This is a genomic window from Streptomyces sp. Act143 (assembly GCF_003143935.1).
Lineage (GTDB): Bacteria > Actinomycetota > Actinomycetes > Streptomycetales > Streptomycetaceae > Streptomyces.
On record NZ_QFRX01000001.1, the window covers coordinates 8,414,437 to 8,436,354 of the forward strand.

General features: G+C 71.2%; 19 protein-coding genes. 14 read left to right on the forward strand and 5 right to left on the reverse strand.

From position 1 onward, the window contains the following. Positions 1-306: 306 nt before the first annotated feature. On the reverse strand, positions 307-3,066 hold the full coding sequence (locus tag DI272_RS38435; protein ID WP_109499792.1) for an AAA family ATPase: 2,760 nt from the start codon (positions 3,064-3,066) through the stop codon (positions 307-309). Positions 3,067-3,570: 504 nt separating this feature from the next. On the opposite strand from DI272_RS38435, the gene DI272_RS38440 reads away from it, so the two are divergent. Together DI272_RS38440 and DI272_RS38445 are read left to right on the forward strand one after the other, a co-directional pair. Beyond that, positions 3,571-5,067, forward strand: a complete 1,497-nt coding sequence (locus tag DI272_RS38440) for an MFS transporter (protein ID WP_109499793.1) — start codon at positions 3,571-3,573, stop codon at positions 5,065-5,067. 142 nt (positions 5,068-5,209) lie between these two features. Beyond that, positions 5,210-5,854, forward strand: coding sequence for a DsbA family oxidoreductase (locus DI272_RS38445; RefSeq protein ID WP_109501264.1), 645 nt, complete (start codon positions 5,210-5,212; stop codon positions 5,852-5,854). A 256-nt stretch (positions 5,855-6,110) separates the two neighbouring features. On the opposite strand, the gene DI272_RS38450 is transcribed toward DI272_RS38445, so the two are convergent. Further along, positions 6,111-6,524 (reverse strand): nuclear transport factor 2 family protein, encoded by a 414-nt coding sequence (locus DI272_RS38450; protein WP_181387450.1) that lies wholly within the window; start codon positions 6,522-6,524, stop codon positions 6,111-6,113. A gap of 263 nt (positions 6,525-6,787) precedes the next feature. Here DI272_RS38450 and mraY point away from each other — a divergent pair, with 263 nt between their 5' ends. From mraY to DI272_RS38490, 8 genes are all read left to right on the forward strand, one after another. Continuing rightward, on the forward strand, positions 6,788-7,843 hold the full coding sequence (mraY, locus tag DI272_RS38455; protein WP_109499795.1) for a phospho-N-acetylmuramoyl-pentapeptide-transferase: 1,056 nt from the start codon (positions 6,788-6,790) through the stop codon (positions 7,841-7,843). A gap of 203 nt (positions 7,844-8,046) precedes the next feature. Beyond that, positions 8,047-8,796 (forward strand): 1-acyl-sn-glycerol-3-phosphate acyltransferase, encoded by a 750-nt coding sequence (locus DI272_RS38460; protein ID WP_109499796.1) that lies wholly within the window; start codon positions 8,047-8,049, stop codon positions 8,794-8,796. Between the two features lie 319 nt (positions 8,797-9,115). Next, positions 9,116-9,877 carry an SDR family NAD(P)-dependent oxidoreductase gene (locus DI272_RS38465; RefSeq protein ID WP_109499797.1) on the forward strand — a complete coding sequence of 254 codons (762 nt, stop codon included), beginning with the start codon at positions 9,116-9,118 and terminating at the stop codon, positions 9,875-9,877. A 21-nt stretch (positions 9,878-9,898) separates the two neighbouring features. Further along, on the forward strand, positions 9,899-10,309 hold the full coding sequence (locus tag DI272_RS38470) for a VOC family protein (protein ID WP_109499798.1): 411 nt from the start codon (positions 9,899-9,901) through the stop codon (positions 10,307-10,309). A gap of 124 nt (positions 10,310-10,433) precedes the next feature. Then, the gene (locus tag DI272_RS38475; protein ID WP_109499799.1) at positions 10,434-11,198 is read left to right on the forward strand and encodes an SDR family NAD(P)-dependent oxidoreductase; all 765 of its coding nucleotides are present in this window, start codon (positions 10,434-10,436) and stop codon (positions 11,196-11,198) included. A gap of 136 nt (positions 11,199-11,334) precedes the next feature. Further along, positions 11,335-12,315, forward strand: a complete 981-nt coding sequence (locus DI272_RS38480) for an aldo/keto reductase (RefSeq protein ID WP_109499800.1) — start codon at positions 11,335-11,337, stop codon at positions 12,313-12,315. 118 nt (positions 12,316-12,433) lie between these two features. Further along, positions 12,434-13,261, forward strand: coding sequence for an NAD(P)-dependent oxidoreductase (locus DI272_RS38485; protein ID WP_109499801.1), 828 nt, complete (start codon positions 12,434-12,436; stop codon positions 13,259-13,261). Positions 13,262-13,404: 143 nt separating this feature from the next. Further along, entirely contained in the window at positions 13,405-13,992 is a 588-nt protein-coding gene (locus tag DI272_RS38490) for a TetR/AcrR family transcriptional regulator (protein ID WP_219933872.1), read from the forward strand. Positions 13,993-14,047: 55 nt separating this feature from the next. Here the strand turns inward: DI272_RS38490 and DI272_RS38495 are convergent, their stop codons facing one another. Both DI272_RS38495 and DI272_RS44965 read right to left on the reverse strand, forming a co-directional pair. Beyond that, a complete protein-coding gene (locus tag DI272_RS38495) occupies positions 14,048-15,166 on the reverse strand; it encodes an aminotransferase class V-fold PLP-dependent enzyme (protein WP_109499802.1) in 1,119 nt (372 codons plus the stop codon). Positions 15,167-15,587: 421 nt separating this feature from the next. Next, positions 15,588-15,692: a carboxypeptidase-like regulatory domain-containing protein gene (locus tag DI272_RS44965; RefSeq protein ID WP_146238422.1), complete on the reverse strand. Its 105-nt coding sequence runs from the start codon at positions 15,690-15,692 to the stop codon at positions 15,588-15,590. Between the two features lie 198 nt (positions 15,693-15,890). On the opposite strand from DI272_RS44965, the gene DI272_RS38500 reads away from it, so the two are divergent. After that, complete coding sequence (locus tag DI272_RS38500; RefSeq protein ID WP_258314802.1) at positions 15,891-17,072, forward strand: amidohydrolase family protein; 1,182 nt, start codon at positions 15,891-15,893, stop codon at positions 17,070-17,072. Positions 17,073-17,319: 247 nt separating this feature from the next. Next, positions 17,320-18,501, forward strand: coding sequence for a MalY/PatB family protein (locus tag DI272_RS38505; protein ID WP_109499803.1), 1,182 nt, complete (start codon positions 17,320-17,322; stop codon positions 18,499-18,501). A gap of 348 nt (positions 18,502-18,849) precedes the next feature. Here DI272_RS38505 and DI272_RS38510 read toward each other — a convergent pair whose 3' ends face one another. Continuing rightward, positions 18,850-19,968: a pyridoxal phosphate-dependent aminotransferase gene (locus DI272_RS38510; protein WP_109499804.1), complete on the reverse strand. Its 1,119-nt coding sequence runs from the start codon at positions 19,966-19,968 to the stop codon at positions 18,850-18,852. Between the two features lie 333 nt (positions 19,969-20,301). Here DI272_RS38510 and DI272_RS38515 point away from each other — a divergent pair, with 333 nt between their 5' ends. Then, positions 20,302-20,853 (forward strand): CD3072 family TudS-related putative desulfidase, encoded by a 552-nt coding sequence (locus tag DI272_RS38515; RefSeq protein WP_109499805.1) that lies wholly within the window; start codon positions 20,302-20,304, stop codon positions 20,851-20,853. A gap of 533 nt (positions 20,854-21,386) precedes the next feature. Beyond that, on the forward strand, positions 21,387-21,857 hold the full coding sequence (locus DI272_RS38520; RefSeq protein ID WP_109499806.1) for an SsgA family sporulation/cell division regulator: 471 nt from the start codon (positions 21,387-21,389) through the stop codon (positions 21,855-21,857). Positions 21,858-21,918 lie beyond the last annotated feature (61 nt).

Sequence of the window (21,918 nt, forward strand, 5' to 3'; positions counted from 1 at the left end):
CATGGCGGCTTTCGGGCCACCCCCGCGTTCGGCCGTCCCCTGATACACCGTGTCAGCCAGGGACCCCGGGCGAACCGGTTGAACCCACTGGCCCGGGTACTGGCACGGGCCACGGGCGGCGACTGGTACGCGGTGCGCGCCGGAGGCCCCTCGAGAGAGCGGCGCGCTCACGCGCCTGCACGTCGAACTGAGCGTCTTCGCGGTGGCCGCCCTGCGATGCGGCAGCTCCGGAACGTCCTGCCGGAGAGCAGCACGCCGCTCACAGAGGCTTGGAACGCTGTTGGCAGGGGGTGCGTGGCCGCGGGCTCAGGTGTCGGCGGAGCGCAGGTCGTCGGGCAGGGCGGCACGCAGTTGGCGGCGCGAGGTGATCCCCAGCTTGGCGAAGACCTTGCGCAAGTGCCATTCGACCGTGCGCGGGCTGAGGAACAGCTCGGCGCCGATCTCGGGATTCGACCGCCCGCGGGCCGCGAGCCCGGCGATCTGGGCCTCCTGCGCGGTCAGCGCCTCGGTCTTCCCGGCCTTGTGCGCCCGCGCCGTCTCACCGGCGGCGAGCAGTTCACGGCGGGCGCGCTCGGCGAACGCCTCCGCGCCCATGGCGGCGAACGCCTGGTAGGCCGTGCGCAGCCACTCACGTGCCTCGATCCGCCGGCGCCGCCGGCGCAGCCATTCGCCGTACAGCAGCTGGGAGCGAGCGAGTTCCATCGACAGCTGGGTGCGCCCGAGGTGGTCGATGGCCGCACGGAAGTAGAGGTCCGCGTCGTCGTCGGCCAGCAGGGCACGCGACCGGGCCTCGATCCCGAGCGCCCACTCGGTGCCACTGGGACGTGTGGTCCGCACCAGTCGCTCCAGGGCGTCGATACCCGCCTCGCGCCGGCCGCAGCGAACGGCCGCCTCGACGAGCTGCACCAGCGCCCAGGTGGAGAAGGCGAAGTCCTGGCTGTCCGCGGCGGCCTGCTCCGCGCAGGCGAGCGCCTCCTCGTAACGGCCCAGGCCGTTGTAGAGCACGGCCTGCGCGTGCAGCGCGAGGGTCAGGCCGAGGCCCTCCCCGCGGCTGAAGGCGGCGTCGAGGGTCGCCTGCAGCAGCGGCGCGGCCTCCGCTTCCCGGCCCCGCCAGGCCGCCAGCGCCACGGCTCCGTATGCCGGCAGCCGGCTGTCGGTCGACTGGGTCACCGTGTCGACCTCCTCGACCAGGGCGGAGGCCAGCGTCAGCTCACCGGCGAACAGGTGCAGTCCGATACGGGTGCTGAGCGCGATGGGCAGGACGCCCAGCGCGCCGGCCTGCCGGGCGAACCCGACGAAACGCTCGCTGAGCACCTTCCAGCTGTCGTCGTCCCACAGGTCGTGGGCGGCGTTGCTGGCGAGCCAGAGCCAGCGCAGCGCGTCGGCCGGCGGCAGGTCGTGGTCGCGGAACGCGGCCACCGCCCGCTTCAGGTGCGGCGCCCCGGCCTCGTAGCCGTCGGCGAACAGCGCCGTCAGACCGCCGAGCAGCAGGTCGGGCGGGTTCGTGCCGGACCTGGCCGAGCCGCGGGCCGCCGCCGCGATCTCCACCAGCCCGACGTCGTCCCTGAGCCGGCCGACGAAGAGAGCCGCGGCGAAGGCGTCGAGATAGGTGTCCCGTGCGGTGGCGGGCTCGAACCGCTCCATGCGCTGTGCGGCCGACAGGAGCAGAGCAGGCGCGCTACGGCCCTGCGACGAGGCGAAGGCGAGCTGGCCCCGCAGCAGGCCCACGGTCGCCTGCTGGAAATCATCGAGCGGCCCGGCCTGTGCCACGGCGAGCAGGGCGACGGATTCCCCCGACGCACCCGCCTGGAGCTTCGCCTGTGAGGCCGCCAGCGCGCGAGCCACCTGCCGCGGCCGCTCGGGCGTGACCGCGACCGCGCGTTCGAGGAAGGCGGCCGCCGCGGCCAGCCCACCGCGGGCCTGGGCCCGGTCGGCCGACCGTTCGAGCTCGGCCGCCAGTGTCTCGTCGGGCTCCGTCGCCGCCTGGGCGCGGTGCCAGGCCAGCCGATCGGGGTCCAGCCCGGCATCGGTCGCCTGCGCGAGCGCCGAGTGCGCGTCCCGCCGTTCCTCCGCGGAGGCGGACCGGTAGGCCGCCGAGCGTACGAGGGGATGGCGGAAGCGGACGCGGACGCCGAACTCGATCAGGCCGGCCGTTTCGGCCGGGGCCGCCATGCTGACATCGATTCCCTGGGCCGCCGCAGCACGCCACAGCAGTCCGGGATCACCGGTCGGCTCAGCGGCCGCGGTGACCAGCAACTGCCGGGTCTGCCGGGGCAGTTGCTGCAACTGTCCGGCGAAGACCCGCTCGATCCGGTGCGCGGGTGGCATGGCGTCGAGCAGGGCGAATCCACCGGCGGCGTCAGCCGGGTTCCAGGCACGGGTCATCTCCAGCAGCGCGAGCGGATTGCCCTGGCTCTCGGCGATGATCTGGTCGAGCACCGCCGCGTCGAGCGGGCCGGGCAGCGCGGCAGAGACGAGTGCGCGGGCGTCGCTCTCACCGAGCCCCCCGAGGGCGAGTTGGGGGAACCCGTTCAGATCCCTCATGTCGTCGCCGGGGCGGCCGGCGAAGACGAACGCGATCGGCTCGGCCAGCAGCCGCCGGGCCATGAAGACGAGGGTGAGCACTGATGCCTGATCCAGCCACTGCAGGTCGTCGATCAGACACAGCAGCGGATGCTCCTCAGCCGTTCCGGCCAGCAGGTTCAGCGCCGCGAGGGCGACGAGGAAACGGCTGGGCGGTTCTCCGGCATGGAGGCCGAACGCGGTCCCCAGGGCGTCCCGCTGCGGGGCGGGAAGCCGGTCCAACTGATCGAGCGACGCTGCGCACAGCTGGTGCAGTCCGGCGAAGACCAGCTCCATTTCGGACTCGACGCCCGCCACGCGCAGCACCTGGAAGCCGTCTGCCCGGCTCGCGAGGTCATCGAGCAGGGCGGTCTTGCCCACCCCTGCCTCGCCGGTCATGGCCAGGACCTGGCTCTGTCCCGCGCGTGCCCCGGCCAGAAGCCGATCGAGCGCCTGACGCTCGGAGCGCCGCCCTCGCAGTTCCGGACCGGCAGTGCCCGGCATCGTCTCTACCCCCGACCGACGGGAAACTTGCTCGTGACCTGCACTATCTCCGCATGCGGGGCGCGACTCCCCGTGGTAACGGAGATGCTACACCGCGCGGCCTTGGCGCATGGCCGAAAATAAACGCTCAAAAGAGTTTTACAGCCCTATCGAGTGGATACAAGTCGGCACAATATTCACCTTTTGGCGTAACCCTACGGCTGGACCAGTTGATCTTCAGGTCCCCAGGAAGCACACGGCCGACGGCACCATCTCGCGCCCGGCATCGCACACCCGAGGTGTGCCCAAAGCCTTGCCATCAGCGTCACCCCCGCACCGGGATGACAGCACTCCGCACACCTTCCTAACAGCGCGCAACCCCAACACACCGAGCCGAGGCACCCCGGACACCCGCACACGCCCGCCGAACCGTCCCCGCTCCCGCGCGGGAATACATGTCAGCAGCTGTGGCCTTGTGCCGGTGACATCGCACGGTGACATCGCACGGTGACATCGAGGAAGGTCATGGACGGTTCCACCGAGGGCGGCCCGCGTAACCGACGGCAGCGCGCACTCATCCCGGTGCTGGTCTCGCTCGGCATGCTGGTCGCCGTGATCAGCAGCCTCGGCGCCCCGCTGGTCCCCACCATCGCCGCCGAGGAACACGTCGCCCTGCACGACGCGCAGTGGTCGGTCACGGTGCCTCTGCTCGTCGGGGCGGTGGTCACACCGGTGATGGGACGGCTGGGCGACGGTCCGCGGCGTCGCGCGGTGATGCTCGGGGCCCTGGCCGCGGTGCTGGCCGGCGGCATCCTCGCGGCGCTGCCGCTGGGCTTCGGCTCGCTGGTGACCGGCCGGGCGTTGCAGGGCATCGGACTGGGGCTCATCCCGCTGGCCATCGCCACCGCCCGGGACGCCCTGCCACCGCATCGCACGGGACCGGCGGTGGCCTCGCTGTCCATCACCACCGTCGCCGGGGTCGGCCTCGGCTACCCGGTCACCGGTCTGATCGCGCAGTCCTTCGGACTGCACGCCGGGTTCTGGTTCGGTACGGCGGCCGCCGCTGCCGCGCTGGTGGCCGCCGCCGTGGTGCTGCCGCCCTCCCCGCGCCGTGCCTCGGCACGGCTGGACGTCGTCGGTGCGCTGCTGCTCGGCGGCGCGCTCGCCGGGCTGCTGCTCGGTCTGAGCCGGGGCGAGATCTGGGGCTGGCACTCGCCACGGCTGCTCGTCCTGGCCGGGGCCTCGGTGCTGCTGTTCGTCGTGTGGGCCGGGCACGAGCTGCGGACCCCGCAGCCGCTGGTCGACCTGCGGCTGACCAAGGACCGGACCGTCCTGACCGCCCATGTCACCGCGCTGGTGGCGGGCGTCGGCATGTATCTGCTGGTGTCACTGGTCACCCGGTTCGTGCAGACACCGCGCACGGCCGGCTACGGCTTCGGCGCCTCGGTCGCCGTCACCGGGCTGGTGCTGCTGCCGTTCTCCCTCGCCGGCGTCGCCGCCGGGCGGGTGGTCCCGCTGCTGGCGCGGAGGGCCGGCAACGCCGTGGTCGTGCCGCTCGGCTGTCTGGTCTCGCTGGCCGCCGTCCTGGCCTTCGCGCTGGCCCACGACCGGCTGTGGGAGGTCTTCGCCGCCATGGCGGTGGCCGGCTTCGGCATCGGCTGGATGTTCGCCGTACTGCCCGGGATGATCGTGGGCTCCGTGCCCGCGCACGAGACCGGCAGCGCGATGAGCTTCAACCAGGTGCTCCGCTACGTCGGTTACTCCACCGGAAGCGTGCTGAGTGCGACCGTCCTCCAGGCGTACACCGCCGTGGGGCAGACCCTGCCCACGAGTGAGGGGTACCGGACGGCCGCGCTGCTCGCCTGCGGGGTGTGGGCGGCGATGATCGTGGTGACGTCGCTGCTGCCCGCCCGGCGCCGACCCGGCACGAGCCCGGTGGCGGGGGCGGCTGCTCGGCCCGGCGCGGCTCCCACGTCCCGTGAGCGGGCGGCGGACGAGGCCGCGCGGCGGGTGGCGCGCTGAGCTGTGGCACGGGCGGCGGGCACCTGTGCCGGAATATAGATGAGCGGTCGTCTATTATGTGAGGCACGTCGACTGTCCGATGCGTCGGGTGGCCGAGAGCAATCACGAACGGTTGTCGAACCGACGACAGGAGATGTCGAACATGCGCGTGGAAATCTGGACCGACATCGCGTGCCCCTGGTGCTACGTGGCGAAGACCCGCTTCGAGCAGGGTCTCGCCGCCTTCGCCCATCGCGACCAGGTGGAGGTGGTGTACCGGTCGTTCGAACTGAACCCCCAGGCCGAGAACGGCACGGTGCCGATCATCGACGCGGTGGCGGCGCAGTACGGGCGCACCCGCGAGCAGCAGGTCGCCAGGGAGGAGCAGGCCGCGGCCATGGCCCGTGAGGTGGGTCTGGGATTCCGTATCGGCGGGCGCGTCTTCGGCAACACCTTCGACCTGCACCGGCTCATCCACTTCGCCAAGACCCGTGGTCTGCAGAACGAGTTCATGGATCTCGCGTACCGGGCGAACTTCGCGGAGGAGCGGTCGGTCTACGACCGCGACACGCAGATCAGTCTCGCTGTCGAGGCGGGGCTGGACGCGGACGAAGCGCGAGCGGTGCTGGACGACCCGGACCGGTTCGCCGCGGAAGTGCGCGCCGATGAGCGCGCTGCGACCGAGGTGGGTGTCTCGGGCGTGCCCTTCTTCGTGCTGAACCGGCGCTACGGGGTGAACGGTGTTCAGTCCCCCGCGGCGTTCACCCGGGCTCTCGAGCAGGCGTGGGCGGATCGACAGGCAGCCTGACCCCCGGCCCCTCGCAAGCGGGCCACGCGGTAGCGCGGCCCGCGCACAGCGATGCGGTCCCGATCCCCGCACGTCTGGAGCAGGGATCGGGACCGCCGGAAGGGAGGATCGCGTGTCAATCGGGGGTGTTTGACCCGCGTTCACCCGCCGCCAATGGCGTGGTGACGGCAGGAGCCCCTTCGCTCAGGACAACGGATCGGACCGTGTCCCGCTTGCAGTGCTTCACCGCATACGTGCAACGCGGCGGAGCCCGGCGTCAGGAGGCGGTGTCCCGCCCCCATGTCTCCGGCTGGGTGTTGTAGAAGTAGTCCCGGTTCCAGGTGATCTTGCCGTTCTCGACCCTGCACAGGGCCATCACATCGAAGACGAGCAGGACGTTGCCGTCCTTGTCGAGGATCTTCTCGATGCGCTGGCTCAGTACGACATCCCCCTGCTCGGCCAGGTACTTCACCTCGAAGTGGTATCCCTCGGCCCCCAGGTCACGGCGTGCCCGCTCCAGGTCAGCCACCAGGTCGTCGAGGCTCCTGACCGGCCTGGCCTCCGCCAGGACCGACTCCCACGCCACATCCTCGTGGACCAGCCTCTTGCAGGTCGCGATCGCGTCGTCGCAGGTGGGACCGAAGCTCTCCCAGAATTCACGCACTACGGCGGCAGGTGCTGCGCTGCTCACGAGGCCTCTTTCGTCATGGATACCGCTCGACCGACAGGCCGCAGAAACAAGCTGCAAGCGGTCTCCGCAGGGAGCATCAGACTCTCAAGAGATGATTGCAGTGTCAATTATGTGACGTGGGGTGCGGATGGCACCGAGTGCGGACACACCAGCCGGAGCAACCTCGTGAGGCGATCAGGACTCTGCATGGGTGTGGGCTGCGACCGCTGATCAGGCAGGGCAGTCCCGCTCGGTGAAGCAACAGAGGGGAAGACCGCCGCCGTATGAACCAGATCCTGATCGCTGGGGCCGCAGGCCTCTTCCTGTCCCTCATCGGCACGCCGCTGCTGATCAGGCTGCTGGCCGCCAAGGGGTACGGACAGTTCATCCGCGACGACGGCCCGCGCGGCCACCTCGGCAAGAGCGGTACCCCCACCATGGGGGGCATCGCCTTCATCCTGGCCACCCTCGTCGCGTACGCCGTCACCAAGGCCATGTCCGGTGAAGGGCCCACATACCCCGGTGTGCTGGTGCTGCTGCTGATGACAGGCATGGGTGCCGTGGGTTTCCTCGACGACTACATCAAGATCGTCAAGCGGCGCTCGCTGGGGCTGCGGGCCGGCGCGAAGGTGCTCGGCCAGCTGATCGTCGGCACGCTGTTCGCGGTGCCGGCGATCCGGTTCGCGGACGGCCGCGGCCAGACGCCCGCTTCCATGAGACTGTCCTTCGTCACCGACTTCGGCTGGACACTGGGCCCGGTGCTGTTCGTGGTGTGGGCCCTGTTCATGATCATCGCCATGTCCAACGGGGTGAACCTGACCGATGGTCTGGACGGGCTGGCCACCGGGGCGTCGGTCATGGTCTTCGGCGGTTACACCTTCATCGGGGTGTGGCAGTTCCGGAACTCGTGCGCCAACGCGATGAACCTCCTGCACCCCGCCTCGTGCGTCGACGTGCGAGCACCGCTCGACCTCGCCGTCGTCTCCGCGGCGCTCATGGGCTCCTGCTTCGGCTTCCTGTGGTGGAACACCTCGCCCGCCAAGATCTTCATGGGCGACACCGGCTCGCTCGCACTCGGCGGCGCGCTGGCGGGCCTGGCCATCTGCTCGCGCACCCAGCTGCTGCTCGCCCTGCTGGGCGGCCTCTTCGTCCTGATCACCCTGTCCGTGATCGTCCAGGTCGGCTCGTTCAGGTTGAGCGGCAGGCGGGTGTTCAAGATGGCGCCACTCCAGCACCATTTCGAGCTCAAGGGCTGGTCCGAGGTGCTGGTGGTGGTCCGTTTCTGGATCATTCAGGGCGCCTGCGTCGTCGTCGGCATCGGCCTGTTCTACGCCCGCTGAGCCGTCCGGCCGCCCTGCATGACCGCGGCGTCGGACGGCACCGGCGAGGAACACACGTGCCCACCCCGGGCCGGGCGGCCCCGGACGAGAAAGTTGCAGGATCAAGTATATTGGGCCCGCGATCGGACGGCCGCGGCCTGCCGGGACCGGGGGGTCACGGGGCAGCGCCCGGATCGCGCTCCACGGACCAAGGAGGACCCGGAGTGCCCGGCAAGCCACGCAGCCCCTACAGCATCTGGTACCGGCTGGCAGCCGCCATCGTGAAGCCGATCCTGTTCGTGTTCGTCAGACGCCACTGGCGCGGGTACGAGCACATACCCGCCGAAGGCGGCTTCATCACCGTCGTCAACCACATCTCGTACCTCGATCCGCTCACCTACGGGCACTTCCAGTACCAGAGCGGCCGGCCGGCCCGGCTGCTGGCGAAGGCGTCGCTCTTCGGCATTCCCTTCGTCGGCCTGATGCTGCGCAGGACGGGGCAGATCCCGGTCCACCGCGGGACCGCCGACGCCGCGCTCGCGCTGCGTGACGCGGTGGACGCCGTCAGCCGGGGCGAGTGTGTCGCCATCTACCCCGAGGGCACCGTCACCCGGGACCCCGGGATGTGGCCGACGGCCGGGAAGACCGGCGCGGCGCGGATCGCCCTGACGACCGGTGTGCCCGTCATTCCGGTCGCCCAGTGGGGCGCCCACCGGATCGTCCCGCCCTACGCGCGCGGCGGCCCCGGTGACCGCCGGCTGCGGCTGGTTCCCCGTACGCCCGTCCATGTGGTGGCGGGCCCGCCCGTCGACCTCAGCCGTCACGAGGGCCGGCCCCTCACCTCGGACGTGCTCAAGGAGGCCACCGAGGACATCATGGCCGCCATCACCGCGCTCCTTGCCGACATTCGCGGCGAGGAGCCCCCCGCGGGCCACTGCTGCGCGCGGCGCTCCCCGCATGAACGCGCCATGTGAGCGCATCGGTCCGCCCGGCACGGGATGTGCCGGGCGCACCCGTCCCCCTGGTGCGAACGCCCGTCACAGGGTCACTTGCAAGCGGAACTGGTTCCGCTTACTCTGTATCCGGAACGGGTTCCGGATAAGGGTCGCTGTACTCCGGCTGACGCGGAGAGCGCCCTCACCGGCCGTTCGCTCGCCGTCGCGAGCCCAGGAGGGCAGACGCGCGGTCGTCACACAGCTGAGACGGCCACACCGCCCACCCCCCTCACCGGGCTCTGCACCGGCCTCACACCCCTCGAACAGCAACGAGCAGGGAAAGACAGGCAACAGAGCAATGGACCAGATCTTCGAAGGCACCACGGCTTTGATCACCGGCGGCGGAACCGGTATCGGCCGGGCCTCGGCACTCGCCCTGGCCGCCGCCGGCTGCACCGTGACGGTCGCCGGGCGCACGGTGTCCACGCTGGAAGAAACCGTCGGCATGATCACCGAAGCAGGCGGAGCGGCCCGTCTCGTGCAGTGCGACGTCGCCGACGAGAAGTCGGTCGCACACGCTGTCGAGGTGGCGGTCGGTGACTCCGGTCGGCTGGACTTCGGTGTCAACAGCGCCGGAATCAGCGGCGGTGACGATCTGCGCAAGCTGGCCGACTACTCGACCGAGGCGTTCGACCACATGATCGCCGTCGATCTGCGCGGCACCTTCCTGTCGATGAAGTACCAGCTGCGCCAGATGCAGACCCAGGGCTTCGGTTCCATCGTCAACGTCGGCTCCGGCGCGAGCATCGTCGGCGTGCCGGGCTTCGCCGGGTACACCGCGGCCAAGCACGGCGTCATCGGCCTGACCCGTACCGCCGCCCTCGACTACGGCCCGGACGGCATCCGCGTCAACGCCCTGGTCGTCGGCCTGGTCAACACCCCGCTGATCGCCGAGGGGCGGTCCCCCGAGGTGATGGCGGCCCGGGTGGCCGCGCACCCGATCGGCAGGATCGCCGAGCCCGAGGAGATCGCCGACGCCGTGGTGTGGCTGTGCTCCGACCGGTCCAGCTTCGTCACCGGCGCGGCCGTCCCGGTCGACGGCGGATACACCGCACGCTGACCCGGGAGAGGAACCCAGGCGATGTCCACGGTCACCTTCGATCACATCGGACTGTCGGTAGCCGACCTCGACCGCCAATGCCGCTTCTACGCCGCGGCATTCGGACTCCACGAGACGCACCGCGACGAGATCCCCGGCGCCGGCATCCGCATCGCCCTGCTCAGCGGCCCGGGCGCAGTCGCCGTCGAGTTCACCGAACGCGCGGGCTCGGTGCCGCAGCACTTCTCCGGCCCCCTGGAGGGGGCGGGTGTCCAGGGCTACTTCCACTGGGCCCTCACGGTCGACGACCTGGAAGCGGCCCTGGGCGCCGCCGTCGCCCACGGTGCCCGTGTCGTCTCACCGCCCGCGCGGGCCCGGCGGCCCGGGATCGGCTTCGCCTACGTCGCCGACCCCGAGGGAAACCTGATCGAGCTCATCCAGCACACCCACTGACCCGGCCCTCCCCGCCCCCCCCGGGCGCCCGCCCGCGGCGCGGGCGAGTCGAGCCGACGTACTCACCACCCCTACCACCCGCAGGCTGCGTAAGCCGCGGGCAGCACACATGGAGGAAAAGACAATGACCGCACGACTGCACGGCACGGTGGCACTGGTGACCGGCGCGAGCAGTGGCATCGGCGCGGCGACCGCGAGCGCGCTGGCCGCCGAGGGCGCCGCGGTCGCGCTCCTCGGGCGGCGCCGGGACCGGCTGGAGGATCTGGCGGGAAAGGTCCGGGCCGAGGGCGGGACCGCCCTGGTGGTCGAGGCCGACATCACCGACCAGCAGCGGGCCGCGGCGGCCGTGGAGCGTGTCGTGGCGGAACTGGGCCGCCTGGACACGGTCGTCAACAACGCCGGCTCCATGGGCGTCGGCCCGGTGGCGGACTCCCCTCTGGAGGAGTGGGAGCGGATGGTCGACATCAACGTGCGGGGCCTGCTCTACGTCACACACGCCGCCGTGCCCCACCTGCTGCGGGCCGCCGAGGACTCCCCGCGCAAGGTGGCGGACCTGGTCAACATCAGCTCGACCGCGGGCCGTGTGGCCCGTCCCGGCACCGCCGTCTACAACATGACCAAGTTCGGCGTCAACGGCTTCACCGAGGCCCTCCGCCAGGAGGTCATGCAGAAGCGGGTGCGGGTCAGCGTCGTCGAACCGGGCACCGTGGAGACCGAGCTCAGCTCGCACCTGCGCGACGGTGTGCGCGAGGCGGTCGAGCGCCAGGTCCAGGGCCTGGAGCTGCTGCGCCCCGAGGACATCGCCGACGCGGTCTCCTACATCGTCACCCGCGACCGCCGGGTCGCCGTCAACGAGATCCTCGTACGCGCCGCGGAGCAGACCTGGTAACGGCACGGACCAGCCCACGAGGCAGACCCCTGGTCCGTGACCCAACGACCGTGTCACGGACCAGGGGTGACACAGCATCAGAAGAGCAAGACCGGCGGTACGCCAGCGCCGGGACGACGCGGAGAGTGACGTCACCATGAAGTACGTGAAGCTCGGCCGGACCGGCCTCGACATCTCCCCCATCTGCCTGGGCTGTATGACCTTCGGCGAGCCGGAGCGCGGCTACCCGTCATGGAGCATGCCCGAGGACGACAGCCGCGCGATCCTCAAGCAGGCGATCGACGCGGGCATCAACTTCTTCGACACCGCCAACGTCTACTCCGACGGCTCCAGCGAGGAGATCCTCGGGCGCGCCCTACGGGACTTCGCCCGCCGTGACGAGGTCGTCATCGCCACCAAGGTCCGCGGCGCGATGCGCCCGGGGCCGAACGGCAGCGGACTGTCCCGCAAGGCGATCTTCACCGAGCTCGACGCCAGCCTCACCCGGCTCGGCACCGACCACATCGACCTCTACCAGATCCACCGCCTGGACCACGCGGTACCGATGGAGGAGACCCTGGAGGCCCTGCACGACGTGGTGAAGTCCGGCAAGGTCCGCTACATCGGCGCCTCCTCCATGCACGCGTGGGAGTTCAGCAAGGCCCTGCACCTGCAACAGGCCAACGGATGGGCGCGCTTCGTGTCCATGCAGGACCACTACAACCTGCTCAACCGCGAGGAGGAACGCGAGATGCTGCCCCTCTGCGCCGACCAGGGCATCGGCGTCATCCCGTGGAGCCCGCTCGGCCGGGGCCGCCTGACCCGCGACTGGGACACCGTCACCGACCGCTCCTCCGCCGACCCCATCGGCAACCGCCTGTACGACGCCACCGAGGCCGCCGACAAGGCCGTCGTGGAGAAGGTCGCGTCGATCGCCGCCGCCCGCGGCGTCTCCCGCGCCCAGGTCGCGCTCGCGTGGCTGCTGCGCAACCCCGTGATCTCCGCCCCGATCGTCGGCGCCGGCAAGCCCGCCCACCTCGACGACGCGCTGGCGGCCCTGGAACTCGGCCTGACCGACGAGGAAGTGGCCGAGCTGGAGACCCCGTACGTCCCGCACCCGGTCGTCGGGATCGCCTGACCGCACCTCACCGGCGCCCGCCCGCTGTCCTCCGGGGACGGGTCCGCCGGCGCCGCCGCAGCGCCGGGCACTCCTGCGGCGCACCACCCCACGCACCCCAACCAGGAAGGTGAGCACAATGACCGAAGACGACCTGCGCATCGGTTTCGTCGGCCTCGGCGCGATGGGCCGGCCGATGGCCGAGAACCTCCTCGCGGCCGGTTACCCGGTCACGGTCTTCGACGCCCGCCCCGAAGCCGTCGAGGCCGCGCGGACCTCCGGCGCCACCGTGGCGTGCTCGCCCGCGGAACTCGCGCAGACGGCGAACGTCGTGCAGATCGCCGTCCGTACCCAGGAGCAGGTCGAGGCCGTGCTCTTCGGCGAACCGGACGGCGGGATCAGCGCCCACCTCAAGCCCGGCTCGGTGGTACTCATCCACAGCACCGTCTCTCCCGGGGCCGTCGCCTCGGCGGCCCGGCGACTCGCCGACCAGGACATCGCGGTCCTCGACGCACCCGTGACCGGCTCCCTCAGGGCCGCGGCCGAGGGCACCCTGTCGTTCATCGTCGGTGGCGACGAGACCGCCGTCGCACGGTGCGCGCCCGTGCTGGAGACGCTCGGATCGCGGACGACACGGGTCGGGGAGCCGGGGGCCGCCCAGATCGCGAAGCTCATCAACAACATGCTCGCCGGCGTCAACAGCGTCGCCATCGCGGAGGGGCTGGCGCTGGCGTCCGCCGCGGGCATGACCGAGGAGGCGGTCCTGGAGGTGGTCAACGCGGGCACCGGAGCCAGCTTCATGAGCACCAACCGTGCGGCGGTCCTCGACATGGGGCAGCAGTCCGATCTGCCGGAACTCGGCTACAAGGACCTGCTCCTCGCGCTGGGGGAGGCCCACCACCGCAAGATCGTGCTGCCGGTGACCGCTCTGGCCACACAGTTCCTCACCGACTACCACGAGGTCTGAGCCGGCGGGCAGTGCCCGGGAGCGGTGCGCGCGTCCTCCGCTCGACGCGGCCACTGACTACCATGGCGCCTTATCCGGAACCCGTTCCGAATCTCTCTCGTAGCTGACCGCGGTTGCGAGCAGTCACGCGAAAGGAGTCTGCCTTGACCGACAGCAGCGGGGACACGGAGAGCCCCCGCAGGCCGCTGCGCGCCGACGCGCAGCGCAACGAGGACAAGGTCCTGGAAGCCGCGGCCGCCGCTTTCGCCCGCGAGGGCGCGGGAGCCTCCGTCAAGGACATCGCCCGGGCGGCCGGCGTCGGCGTCGGAACCCTCTACCGCCGGTTCCCGTCCAAAGAACTGCTGATCGCGGCCATCTACCGCCACGAGGTGCAGCGCCTGTGCGAGGCCGCCCCGCACCTCGCGGCCACACAAGCCCCGGTGGACGCACTGCGCACCTGGATGGAGCGGTTCATCGACTTCATGGCCGCCAAGGACGGGATGGCCGACGCCCTGCGCGTGGTGCTGACCGACGACAGCGAGAGGCTGCACACCCGCACCCTGCTCGCCGACGCCATCGAGTACCTGCTCGACCGCGACGGCGACCCGGCGCTGGCGCGACCGGAGGTCGAGGCCCAGGACGTGCTGATGGCCCTCGGCGGGATCAGCCTCATGGCCGCCAACGAAGACCGACGCGACCTGGCCTCACGCCTCATCGACCTGCTGCTGCACGGGACTGTCGCGACCGGCTGACCCCTCACCCCCCCCAACGCCCCGCGCGCGCCGGGCGATCCGTACGGCACGGGTGTCAGCGGCCGCCCGTCAGCGCGGACAGCGCGGCGGCGACCAGTGCGGCCGTCTGCGGTGGCGTCGAGGCATGCGGGGAGAACCTGAGCGAGTCGCCCCGCACCGTCGGGGTGACGCCCTCGGCGTGCAGCGCCTTCGCGACGACGGACGGATCGTGGTCCGGCAGGGTGAAGGACAGGATGCCCGCCCGCCGCGCCGGATCACCGGGGGACAGCACGAGACCGCCGGCACGCTCCACCACGTCCGTCAGCTCGGTCATCCGCGCGGCGATCGCTTCCTCGATCGCCGCGACCGTGTGCCGCTCGACCAGTTCCAGCGCGGCGGCGAACGCGGCGGCCGTCACCGGACTCAGGTGCGTGACCGACCATCGGCCCGCGTCCCGGGCGGGCGGGTGTTCCTCCCCGTCGAACACCCCCGCGTCCGCCACGCCCGTCCAGCCGGTGAGCACCGGCTCCAGCACTTCCAGCGCCCGGTCGGACAGCGTCGCGAACCCCGTGGCCCAGCCCGCGCGCAGCCACTTCTGGCCGCCCGCCACGAGCACGTCGGCCGCCTCCCAGGGCATCGTGACCGCACCGAACGCCTGGATACCGTCCACGATCAGCAACCGGTCCGCCCCGATCACCTCACGCAACGCCGCCAGATCGGCCCGGAACCCGGTACGGAAGTCCACGGCGCTGACGGACAGCGCCACGACGTCGTCGGTCAGCGCGGCACGCACCAGATCCGGGGTGACCCCGCCGCCGGGCAGCGGATCGAGCCAGCGCGGTGTGGTCCGGCCCAGTTCCGCGCTGCGGCGCCACGGATAGTGGTTGGCGGGAAAGTCGGTGCGCGGCGCGAGCACCACACCCTGCCGCAGGCCCAGCGCCGCGTGGAAGAGGCCGGTAGAGGCGTTCGGCAGCAGCACGGTGTGCCCGACGTCGCTCCCCGCGAGGCGGGCCGCCCTCTCCCGGGCGACCGCATCCGCCCGCATCAGGCCGTCCACGGTGGTGTGGCGGGCCAGGGCGGACTCCTCCATGGCGCCCGCCGTGGCCGCCACGACGTCGCGCGACGGCGGACCGAACCGCGCGAAGTCGAGGTACCCGGCGGGTGTGTCGAAACAGGCTGCGTACGACGTGAGCACAGGGCTCGTCCTTCCCACGGTGCACAGGGGCGGCACCGGGCACGGGGTGGCGGCGCCGAGGTGAGGACCGCGCCGCCCGCACCGGACCGACGACCCAGGTCGTGCCACCCACGGCCCGACTACGGCCCCACCCGCACGCACGCTACGCGCCCCACCGACCAGCCGCGCCCCCGGGGCCGCCGCCCGCCCCCGCGAGGAAGCAGGCGGCACCCCACACGCCACGGGCGAGGCGGGCAACCACCGCGACCAGCATGAGGACCCCACCCGGCGGGCCCGCGCCCCACCGCATCAGCAGATACACACCGCCCGACGGCCCGCGCCCCACCGCATCAGCAGATACACACCGCCCGACGGCCCGCGCCCCACCGTCGTAACTTCCGTGGCTGTCGGCCGGCACCGTGATCAGGTGCCGTCCCGCGTACTACAGGACGACCGCGGCCCCGGCGAGCGCCCTGCCCGTGCCCGCCTCGGTGACCGTGCCGGAGACGTGCGCCCAGGACGTCGGCGCCGTCGCCCGGAGGGACACCGGGACGGAGGGGGCCGGATGGGGGAGTCGCTGATCGGGGACAAGGCCGCCGCGTAACCGCCCGGAGCCGCGAGGGCACCGGCGTCTGCGGTGACCCGTATCCGGGCCGAGCGGCCGGCGCCAGGGTCAGCGTGGTCCGACGGACACGTAATATGTGACCACGCAAGTACATATACGTGTGACCAAGGGAATGTCGACGTGAGCTCTTACACCCTGCGTGCCGCTTCGATGTTCGACGGTCAGGACATGTCAGGACCGGTGACGCTCACCGTCACCGACGGCGTGATCAGCGACGTGGACCGCACGGGAACGGTGCCCGCCCCGGCCGCCGACGTCGTGGACCTCGGCCCGGACACCTGCCTCCTGCCGGGCCTGATAGACAGTCACGTCCACCTGGCCTTCGACGCCGGCCCGGACCCCATCGCCACACTCACGGCGATGGACGACACCGAGCTGCTGGCGCACATGAGGTCCGCCGCGCAGTCGGCACTGCGGGCCGGCATCACCACCGTGCGCGACCTCGGCGACCGGAACTATCTGGCCGTCGCACTCGCCGAGGAGTTCAAGGAGCAGCCGCACCTCGGTCCGCAGATCCTCTCCGCCGGCCCTCCGCTCACCACACCCCAGGGCCACTGCCACTTCTTCGGCGGCGAGGTACAGGGCACCGAGGCGCTGCGCGCGGCGGTACGAGAGCGACACGCACGCGGCTGCACCGTCGTCAAGATCATGGCCAGCGGCGGGAACATGACCCCGGAATCGGCCGCGCCGCACGTCTCCCAGTACGGCCTGGAAGACCTCCGCGCGGTGGTGGACGAGGCACACCGGCTGGGTCTGTCGGTCGCCGCTCACACCCACGGCGTGCAGGCCATCAGGGAGGCGGTGGAGGCCGGCGTGGACACCCTTGAACATGTGACGTTCCTGACGGCTGCCGGCAGCGCGCCCGAGCCTGACCTGCTCGCCGCCGTGGCCGACAGCCCGAGTTTCGTCAGCCTGACCCTGGGACGCGACCCCCGCCATCCCCTCCCGGACCACCCCGCCATGGTGTCGCAGATCGAGGTGATCCTGGGCGCGTTCCGCGACTTGTACAAACTGGGGGCCAAGGTTGTCGTCGGCTCGGACGCCGGTATCGCCCCCATCAAGCCCCACGACATCCTGCCCCACGCCGTGGCGGAGGCCGTCGCACTGGGTGTCTCCCCGCGCGACGCGCTCGCCTCCGTGACGAGCGTGGCGGCCAGGGCGTGCGGGGTCGAGGGCCGCAAGGGGCAGATCACGACGGGTGCCGACGCCGACTTCCTCGTGGTGGGAGGCAACCCGGCAGCCGACCCCGCGGCACTGCGCGAGGTCCGCGGCGTCTTCCGCGCCGGTGTCCGTGTGCGCTGAGCACCTCCGGGACGCGCGAACTTGACCGGGTCACCTCGACACAGGGCCGCGCGCTTCCCCGTTGCCGGTTACCGGTTGTCGGTTACCGGCCCGCCGGTGGTCGGTGGTCGGTGGTTGTGCGTCCCCGGTAATCGTCGTCCGCTGAGCCGTCATCAGCCGGCCGGCAATTTCCGGCCGTGCCCCGGGCCGGCCCCTCCGATCCCGTAATCAAGCCCCGCCGACCGCGGGGCCTATTGAAGGGAAGTCAATGAATACCGACGCCACCCGGGCGCACAATCCGCTTCGCCGATTCAGCATCGATGAACTGCGGCGTCGCAGAGGAATCAAGTGGCGCCGCTATCCGCAGGACGTTCTGCCCCTCTGGATTGCCGACATGGACGCCGAGCCGCCGGCCGCCGTGGTGGACGCCGTACAGGAGGCACTCGCCGTCGGAGACACCGGGTATCCGCCGTTCGACTCGGCGCTGGCCGAGGCCTGGGACCGGTTCGCCTCGCTGCGCTGGGACTGGCGGGTGGACCCGGCGTCGACCCTGGTCGTGCCGTCCGTCCTGACAGGTGTCAGCGAGACGCTCAAGGTGATCACGGCGCCCGGTGACTCCGTCGTCGTCAACACCCCGGGCTACGGACCGCACGGGCACATCGTCCGTCGGCTCGGGCGGCGGCTGATCGAGGTCCCGCTCAATGCCGACGACCGGATCGATCTGGAAGCGCTGCGTGCCGCCTTCAGCGGCGCGCCGGACGGCCACCGCCCCAGGGCCCTGCTGCTGTGCAGCCCGCACAACCCCACCGGTACGGTCCACACGGCCGAGGAGCTGTCGGCGGTGGCCGAACTGGCTGGCACCTTCGGAGTGCGGGTGGTGACGAACGAGATCCACGCGCCACTCGTGCCCGTCGGCGCGCGCCACGTGCCCTATTTGAGCCTGCCCGGCACGGAGGACGCGGTGTCGGTCTTCTCCGCCTCCAAGGGATGGCACCTGTCGGGCTTTCGCGGCGGGCTGCTGGTGTGGGGCGACGGGGCCGCCGCGGACATGCGGCGCATCCCCATGGACATGGCCCACGAGTTGAGCGGCATCGGCATCATCGCCCAGACCGCGGCACTGACCCACGGGACCGACTGGCTGGACGGGCTCCTCGCCGGCCTGGACGAGAACCGCCGGCTCCTCGGCGATCTCCTCGCCCTGCATCTTCCCGCGGTCCGTCACCGGCAGCCGCAGGGCACGTACCTGGCCTGGCTGGACTGCCGTGACCTCGGGCTGGGGGACGATCCCGCCACCGTCTTCCTCGACCGGGGCCGGGTCGCGCTCACTCCGGGCGCGGAATTCGGACCGGGCGGGGAGGGGCACGTACGCCTCAACTTCGCGACGTCACCGGACATCCTCACCGAGGCCGTCCGCCGCATGGGAACCGCTCTGGGTACTCCGGCGGCATAGCCCGCGGTACGTCGGTCACCGCGGGCGGCGACACGCCTGCGCCGCGGCCACGGCCTTCGGCGGCTGAGACCGGCAGGTTGCCGCCCCGGCCTTCGGCGGCTCAGACCGGCAGGCAGTATGCCGCCCCGGCCTTCGGCGGCCGAGACCGGCAGTACGCCGCCCCGGCCCGGCGGCAGCGGTGTCGACGAGGGGGCCGGGGAACGTCGGGCCGGCCGGCGCTCGGCGGCGTACGGTGTCGCATGGCGCCGGAATCCGGACCCGCGGCCACAACTCGCCGGGCACGGAACGCCGTTGGGCGGGCGGCCTGCCAGCCCGGTGGTCCGCCCACTCCGACCGGCAACGATGTCATCAACCGCTGCCGGTGACGGCCCCGCGTGCGAGCGCCGCGAGGAGCCTGCCGATCCGGTCCGCTCCCTCGGCGACGTCGATGGCGTCCCCCGCGCAGTTGATGCGGATGTGGCCCGCCCCGGCAGGACCGAACAACTCCCCGGGGGAGACGGCGACGCGCGCCGTGCGATCCAGCAGTTCGCTCACCGCGCGCCCCGACCCGCCCAGGCCCGAGACGTCCAGCCACAGGAACATCCCTGCCTCCGGCACCTCCACGTCGACGCCGTGGGACCGGAGAATGCGGGTGCACAGTGCCTTCTTGTGGGCCAGTTCCTCGCGTACGTCCGCCAGGTACCCCGGGCCCGCTTCCAGCGCGGCCAGCGCCAGCCGCTGCGACGGGACGGCGACGCTCATGCCCAAGGTCCAGTGCATCCGCGTGACGGGCGCGACCAGGTCGGCCGGGCCTGCCGCGCAGCCCACCCTGGTCCCCGCGAGCGCGAACGACTTGGAGACGCTGTCCAGCACCAGCGTCCGCTCGGGGGCCTCGGCCGCGACGGACGCGTAACCGTCTTCGACGAGGTCGGCGTGGATCTCGTCGGACACGATGAGGACATCGTGCCGGCGGGCCGCCGCGGCGACGCGGGAGAGCGCCTGCGGGGACAGCACCCTGCCGGTGGGATCGGACGGGCTGTTCACCACGACGAGGCGGGCGCCGCGCATGCGCGCGGACAGGGCCGTGGAGTCGGCCTCGCTGAGCCGGTAGCCGTCGGCCACCCGGCCCAGCGCCTCGACCGTGCTGCGGTACGCCGCAACTCCCGGGTCGGGAACGAGTATCCGGTCGCCCGGCGCGGTGAGCGCGGCGACGATCGACGTGAAGGCGAGGGAGGACCCGGCGGTCACGGTCGCCGTGAGGTCGGGGGAGTCCACGCCGCAGCGCAGGCGTACCCTGCGCTCGAACGCGGCGCGCAGGTCCGGCACTCCGCCCGGGAGGGCGTATCCGACGGCATCGGTGCCGGTGGAGGCCGGAGGCCGGTGCGACGGTGTCCCGAGATCCATGAACAGGGGACGCACGGTCATGCCATCGCCTCCACGGTCACGCAGCTCCAGCAGCGTCCGCTCGCTGTCCTCGCGTGGGCTCATGCGGCACCGTTCTCCTCATCCTCGTCGTGCCCATTACGGTCTCGGCGACGACGAGCAGCCGCTTGGGGTCCTCGGACGAGACCCACTGGTACTCGAAGCAAATTCGAGAAACGGCCGCGACAAATGGAACCAGCCGACGCCGCACGCTGTCGCGCCAAGCCTGCCCATTTTACCTTCCCTTTGCATCAAGGTGAAGTGTGTCCGAGATCTGCGGACAGATCACCTAGTTGTAGCGTCAACGTTTTTCAAGGTGGCTGTGGCCGCGTTCGGCGGCGGACGTCGGGACGCAAGGTGTGCACACATCTTTCCGCCATCACAGTTGAGGAGTGGCCGATGTACTCCGACGCGAGAAGCAAGCGGGTCGTACTCGTCTCGCACTGCATCCTGAACGCCAATTCCCTCTCGGACGGAACCGCCGACTACCCGGCGGTGAACAGCGACATCGTTCAGCTGCTGGCCCGCTCGGACATCGGAATCATTCAGATGCCGTGTCCCGAGCTCATGTGTCTGGGCCTCGACCGAGGCGATGTGCGCGGAGCCGAGCGGCATGTCGTGGTGGAGAACACCCGGATCCGGGCGGAACTCGAGAAGCCGTCGACCCACCGGATGCTCATGTCCTACGTCGACCAGGTCACGTTCCAGGCGGAACAGTACGTCACGGCCGGTTTCGACCTGCTGGGCATCATCGGCGTCGACCGGTCACCCAGCTGCGGCGTCAACACCACGTCGAAGGGCGGCCGAGAGGTGGCGGGCCAAGGGGTTTTCGTGGAGAGCCTCCAGGCGGCCCTCCATGAGAAAGGCATTTCGGTCCGTCTGGTCGGGACGAAAGGCCGCAGGACCGAGGAAGCCCTGCGGATGATCAAGGACATGATCGACGGAACCTGAGCCGGGCGGGATCTCCGCGCCCAGCGCGGTAAGAAACGTATCTCAATATATCCACTATGCTCCGTACCGTCGCGCGAACCAAGCCACACGTCACACCTCGCGGGTGTGAACCGGAACCGCGGTGCATCCGGTTGATGTGTGGCGGAGTACCGGCTTCACCGGAAAGGAATCCATGAAGCCACCCGGCGGAGGCGCCGAGCAGGCCCCTCTGCTCCCGCGGGGGCGACGCCAGCCATCTCCGACGACGCGGGTACCGCCGCGTCGCTTCGGCAGCCCGGCCGCCCCCGCTCGTCCGGCCGAGCCAGTCACATGGCTTAGGGTGGCCGACCCCCGGCCCCGCTGAGCCAGGCGGCAGCTTTTTCCGCCGAAACAGCAGCTCAGAGCCGCCGCCGTGGAGGCCCGGTGCGGAGCCTGGGCTGCGGTCGGCCGGGGGCGACGACACGCCCCACGATCCCGTCAGCTGACGGATGTCCTGAACGCCGCCATCCACAAAAGTGGATCCAGGACCTCGCGCTGCGGAAGGAGTTTCCGTCATGAACGGTGACCAGTCAGGTCTTCGGATTCGCGAGACGGCGCCTGAAGGACCGGCTCCTCTGCATCTGCGGCTCGGCCGCGTGCTGAGCGACGAAACGACGCACCCCATGCGGGCGGAGTTCCGTTTCGACCCCGGCGCACCCATGATCTGCTCCGTCACGTTCAAACCCGGGCCGGGGATGAGTGTGACCTGGAGGATCGGCCGGGAACTGCTCTACCGAGGCCTCTTCGAGGACAGCGGCGAATGGGACGTACAGGTGTGGCCCGCGGTGGACGACGAGCAGGGCCTGGCGTGGCTGATGCTCGACTCCAAAGGGCGCAACGCCCTGTTCCGGCTCCCCATCGCCCCCTTGGCCGCATGGCTGGAGGCCACCTACCAGGCTGTTCCGGCCGAGGAGGAGGGCCAGAGCCTGGACTGGGACTCCTTCATCGAGGAGTTGCTCGACACCCCCGGCCCCCCGGCCCAGTGACCGGCCCCGCCCCTGCGTAAGACCCGCCCGCGCGCCCACACCGCGTCCGACGGCGCCTCAA

Bases quoted from the DNA above. Each gene is read 5' to 3' on its own strand.
- DI272_RS38435 (WP_109499792.1), bottom strand. From the start codon at position 3,066: ATGCCGGGCACTGCCGGTCCGGAACTGCGAGGGCGGCGCTCCGAGCGT.
- DI272_RS38440 (WP_109499793.1), top strand. From the start codon at position 3,571: ATGGACGGTTCCACCGAGGGCGGCCCGCGTAACCGACGGCAGCGCGCA.
- DI272_RS38445 (WP_109501264.1), top strand. From the start codon at position 5,210: ATGCGCGTGGAAATCTGGACCGACATCGCGTGCCCCTGGTGCTACGTG.
- mraY (WP_109499795.1), top strand. From the start codon at position 6,788: ATGAACCAGATCCTGATCGCTGGGGCCGCAGGCCTCTTCCTGTCCCTC.
- DI272_RS38465 (WP_109499797.1), top strand. From the start codon at position 9,116: ATGGACCAGATCTTCGAAGGCACCACGGCTTTGATCACCGGCGGCGGA.
- DI272_RS38470 (WP_109499798.1), top strand. From the start codon at position 9,899: ATGTCCACGGTCACCTTCGATCACATCGGACTGTCGGTAGCCGACCTC.
- DI272_RS38475 (WP_109499799.1), top strand. From the start codon at position 10,434: ATGACCGCACGACTGCACGGCACGGTGGCACTGGTGACCGGCGCGAGC.
- DI272_RS38480 (WP_109499800.1), top strand. From the start codon at position 11,335: ATGAAGTACGTGAAGCTCGGCCGGACCGGCCTCGACATCTCCCCCATC.
- DI272_RS38485 (WP_109499801.1), top strand. From the start codon at position 12,434: ATGACCGAAGACGACCTGCGCATCGGTTTCGTCGGCCTCGGCGCGATG.
- DI272_RS38505 (WP_109499803.1), top strand. From the start codon at position 17,320: ATGAATACCGACGCCACCCGGGCGCACAATCCGCTTCGCCGATTCAGC.
- DI272_RS38510 (WP_109499804.1), bottom strand. From the start codon at position 19,968: ATGAGCCCACGCGAGGACAGCGAGCGGACGCTGCTGGAGCTGCGTGAC.
- DI272_RS38515 (WP_109499805.1), top strand. From the start codon at position 20,302: ATGTACTCCGACGCGAGAAGCAAGCGGGTCGTACTCGTCTCGCACTGC.
- DI272_RS38520 (WP_109499806.1), top strand. From the start codon at position 21,387: ATGAACGGTGACCAGTCAGGTCTTCGGATTCGCGAGACGGCGCCTGAA.